Origin of the sequence: Nostoc sp. UIC 10607 (assembly GCF_047228265.1) — a bacterium.
Classification (GTDB): domain Bacteria; phylum Cyanobacteriota; class Cyanobacteriia; order Cyanobacteriales; family Nostocaceae; genus Nostoc; species Nostoc foliaceum_A.
The window spans coordinates 1-4,291 of the sequence record NZ_JBIQNW010000147.1; the positions used below are offsets into that span (position 1 = coordinate 1).

A 4,291-nucleotide genomic window follows, 5' to 3' on the forward strand; every position below is an offset into this window, starting at 1 on the left:
CTTTGAACTTATCTCCATATCCTGCTTGACATTTTGACCATCGCCTTAAGTTGTCACCAATAGTCGGAGACTGGGAATGCCGTCCTGGCGGCTCTGCCGCCAGCAAGGGAGGCGGCAGAGCCGCCAAGAGCAGCATTTCCAGCCCAGAGGCTGGAAACGAGATTTGAAAAGACTTTTAGCTTAAGTTGACACCAATGGGCAGTGCCGTGCCCCTACGGGTGTACCTCACGTAAACGAGAACCCCTATAAATTATTTGTAAGTAAGGCTTTTGAGACTTTACGGCAAAAGTCAGATAGACAGCAAAAAACCCCCACAATAAGCGTTTGTGGGGGAGGCTTGAACAGTTTAGTAAGTAATTATTTTAGTGTTATCTGCTGTATTGTTGATATATGCTACAGGCTGATTCTGGTTTACCTCTGTAGCTAGATACAGAATGGTTGCTTATAATCAGCAATCCCTTCAAGCGATCGCTTACAGTCACAGACGTTATTTAGCTTTCCTATACATCGAAGCAGCCATTTTTGTAACTAGCAACTTCGGTTATCTATATCTGTCTTATGTAATGAGTCCTATCCCTACCCTAAGTAGGGTTATCTATCTGCATTTGTCCGTTAAGTTGTATGAAGTACTAAAAGCAAATTTTCTTAGTAAGTAACTAAGGAAATCACAATAGCCTTAACTTAGTTGGAGTTTTTTATGACTTACACAGTTGATGAAGCAACAAGACCAGCTTTAGAAACTTTTCAACGCTTTGATGTAGATACTCAGCTAGCCTTACTTTGGTTTGGTTATTTGGATCTTAAAGAGCAGCTAAACCCGGCACCTCCTCAAAGTGTTGAAACTCCTGCTAAAGCAGTGTTTGACCAAATCCTAGATTTATCTAAAGAAGAGCAACTGCAAGCACAGCGCGACATTATTAATGGTGCAGCTAACAATATTAGCCAAACCTATAATAGTCTAAGTCCTAATGCCAAATTAGAGGTTTGGCTGCTGCTAGCACAAGGCATGGACAATGGAACCATCATCCAAGTACCTTCCGACTATCAACTACCTGCTGAAACGGATAAATTTGTCGCATTGATCAAAAAGCTGGAGTTTGAACAGCGGGTTAATTTTATGTTGAGTGCGGTGCAAGCGATGGGTTAGCTCAGTTTAATAACTCTCAATATTTTCTAGAATTGGAGATAACTGAAAGTAGCAAATTACAGCTATTTTTAGGTAAATAAATCAGGCTGTAGGGGCACAGCATTGCTCATAGGTGTCAACTTAAGCTAAAAGCTTTTTCAAATCTCGTTTCCAACCTCTGGGCTGGAAATGCTGCTCTTGGCGGCTCTGCCGCCAGCAAGAGAGGCAGCAGCCCCAAGGACGGCATTCCCAGTCTCCGACTGGGAACGAGACAATCCTAAAAGCTGGTTATAGACTGGTTTTTACGTTAAGTTGACACCAATGAGCATTGCTATGCCCCTACGATAGATGTGGTTGAAATAAATTGGAAAAATGAGACTTGATTCAGATTTTTTCCAACCGCACGATCGCATTATAATCAGGGACACCTTCAAGCGATCGCTTACTTTTATCTAGTAGCACATTCCCTTCTGGCCAATGTACTTGCAAGTTACCTGACTGAATTGGCGCAATGTAGACTTGACAGAACAACTCGCCTAAATCATTCTTAAGAATGACGCGATCGCGATCTTTTAAACCCAACTCTGCCGCATCAGCAGCATTCATTAGCACCGCTTCTCTCACCGCCCCAGTAATTGCATCCTTGCGTTCTTGCACCATACTATTAAATTGTTTGCCTCGACGAGTTGCTAATAGAAAATAGCCCTCTGGTAATTCTCTTTGTGGTGGCAATAATACGCCAAAGTGTGCTTTCCCATCTGCTGTCGGGAAATTCCAACCAAAGCACAAATGTGATCCACCATATTGAAACTGGTCACCAGCCTGCTGTAAATGTTGAATACCAGCATATTGGGGGACAACTTGAGCAATTTCTTGACGGATAGCAGCTGTGTCAGCAAAAGCCAGCTTATCTGCCAAATCTGGCTTTACTCGCCTTGCCAATTCTAAAAACACTTCCCACTCTGGAAGCGTTTCTCCAATGCGCGGCCCCGGAATTTCTGGGCTGAAAATTACCCGGCGTTCGGTATTAGTTTCTGTGACTCCTCCTGGTATTTCATAGCGAGTCGTCGCAGGTAAAAGCACCACAGTATCAGCAGGTTCCACCAACATTTGGCTAGAGAGAACAATATCCATATGTACCCGCAGCGGTATTTGCTTCAGCGCCGCTTCCACATAATCTGGTTCTGGCAGCACTTCTAAAAAATTCCCGCCCACGGAAAACAACACATCTAATTGCTTCTGATGTGCAGCGTTAATCATTTCTGGAGCAATTAAACCTTTACTTGCGGGCACTTCAAAGCCCCAATGCTGACTCAATTGGGCAGCATTTTCTGGGGTAATGGGTTTAACACCAGGAAATACTGTGGCGTAACATCCCATCTCTGCGCCACCCTGCACCCCAGAATGACCGCGAATTGGCATTAAACCGCAGCCTTCCCGACCGACAAAACCTTTGGTGAGAGCTAAGTTGATAATACTTCGCACGTTATCTTCACCGCATTCATGCTGAGTAATGCCCATACTCCAAACAAATACGGCTGTATTAGCTTCTTTGACCATTTTGGCAAAGGCGTACATTTCATCGCGGGATGTACCAGAAAGCCGCTCTAATTCTTCCCAAGATTGACTTTCTAATGATGCTTTGAGTTCGGCAAAGCCAACTGTATGTAAATTTATAAATGACTGGTCTACCCAGTTGTTAGCAATTATATGTTTAATAGTGCCATTCAAAAATGCTATATCCCCGCCCATGTTGATTAAGAAGAAGTCTTCGGCAAACTTTGTACCGAAAACGGCACTTTCTACAATTGAGGGCACCCAGTAGCGCTCCATTCCTGGTTCACGGTAAGTATTAATAACTACAATCTTAGTGCCAGCTTTCTTGGCATAATGGAGATACTTAACGGTAACAGGCTGATTGTTAGCAACGTTGGAACCAATGAAGATTAATAAATCAGTTCCAATCCAGTCTTTATAAGAACAGGTAGTAGCCCCTGCACCCAGAGCAGCTTTCAGCCCTGCTGTACTGGGAGAATGGCAAATGCGGGCCGCGTTATCAATATTATTGCTTCCCATTGCCCGCACAGCTTTTTGGGTGGCATAATAAGTTTCGTTGACAGTACCGCGACTGGTAACATAAAAACTGAGGCGGTCTGGTGTGGTAGTGCGGATGCGATCGCTAATTATCCCTAAAGCATCATCCCAGGTAACACGACGAAAACCTTTTTCCCCTCGTTGACGAATCATCGGGTAAGGAAGCCGTCCTAAGTCTCGTAATTGGGCACTTTTTTGCTTTTGTAACTGCGAAACATCTTCTAGTAGTACAGGGTCAAAAGCTGGCATCGTATTCATCCGCAACAGCCGCAACCGGACATTGCAGAGATGAATGCCATCTAGAGTCCAATCCTTCATCCCGGTTGTTCCAAGAGCGCAACCATCGCAGACACCTTTATCGAGAATATTCCACGCATAGGGTAGTTTGTCACGAGACAGCCAAATAGCCCGAAAGACTTCCCAGTAGTTGTTGGGGTACTGTTCGCCAATCCCGAAAGGCTTCCAACTTGCCCAGTTTGAGGGTGTCCAGTGCTTTTTGGGTTTAGGTAACATGATGCAGTGTGTGAGTTGCTGGATTATTTAAGGCTACCGTTTTGAATCGCAATTGAGTAGCAGGTGGTTAAAAATCTAGACATAGGAGATGAAAATTGAGAAGATTAACTTCTTGTGTCTTAACGACAACTTGAACGTTTATACGCACAGCTTCAGCCGCAGTAACAACAACTTAAGCGTTACTTATCAAACTAGGAACATTACTAACTACAGCTTTAATTTTTTGAGTTACCGTTTAGTATAGTGACAACTGATTAACCAAATTATAATGGTGCTCAGTTTGTAGTAGGGACTGAAGCGATCGCCATTCTCGTTTACGTGAGGTAAACCCGTAGGGGCAGTGCCGTGCCCCTATAGCTCGTGATGTAGTGTTGTACCGCATCTGAATGGGAACCGCAGTCAGAGTTGCAACAGTGCTTGGGTGGCGATAAATAGTCTCTTAAAGCAGTAGTTCAAATAAAAATCCCTGCCACAGTGGACAGGGAGTGCGATTCGTTCACTCGAAATGAATAGAAATATTCAGGGATGAGTGACATTTGAGAGATAACCCTTAATGGG

Annotated in this window: 2 protein-coding genes; one reads left to right on the forward strand and one right to left on the reverse strand. The window is 43.9% G+C overall.

The annotated features are described in order from the left end of the window. The first annotated feature begins 697 nt into the window (after window positions 1–697). Window positions 698–1,147, forward strand: coding sequence for an orange carotenoid protein N-terminal domain-containing protein (locus ACEYW6_RS35800; protein ID WP_412983544.1), 450 nt, complete (start codon window positions 698–700; stop codon window positions 1,145–1,147). A 363-nt stretch (window positions 1,148–1,510) separates the two neighbouring features. Here the strand turns inward: ACEYW6_RS35800 and ACEYW6_RS35805 are convergent, their stop codons facing one another. Next, a complete protein-coding gene (locus ACEYW6_RS35805) occupies window positions 1,511–3,733 on the reverse strand; it encodes an FdhF/YdeP family oxidoreductase (protein ID WP_412983545.1) in 2,223 nt (740 codons plus the stop codon). Between the last annotated feature and the right edge of the window lie 558 nt (window positions 3,734–4,291).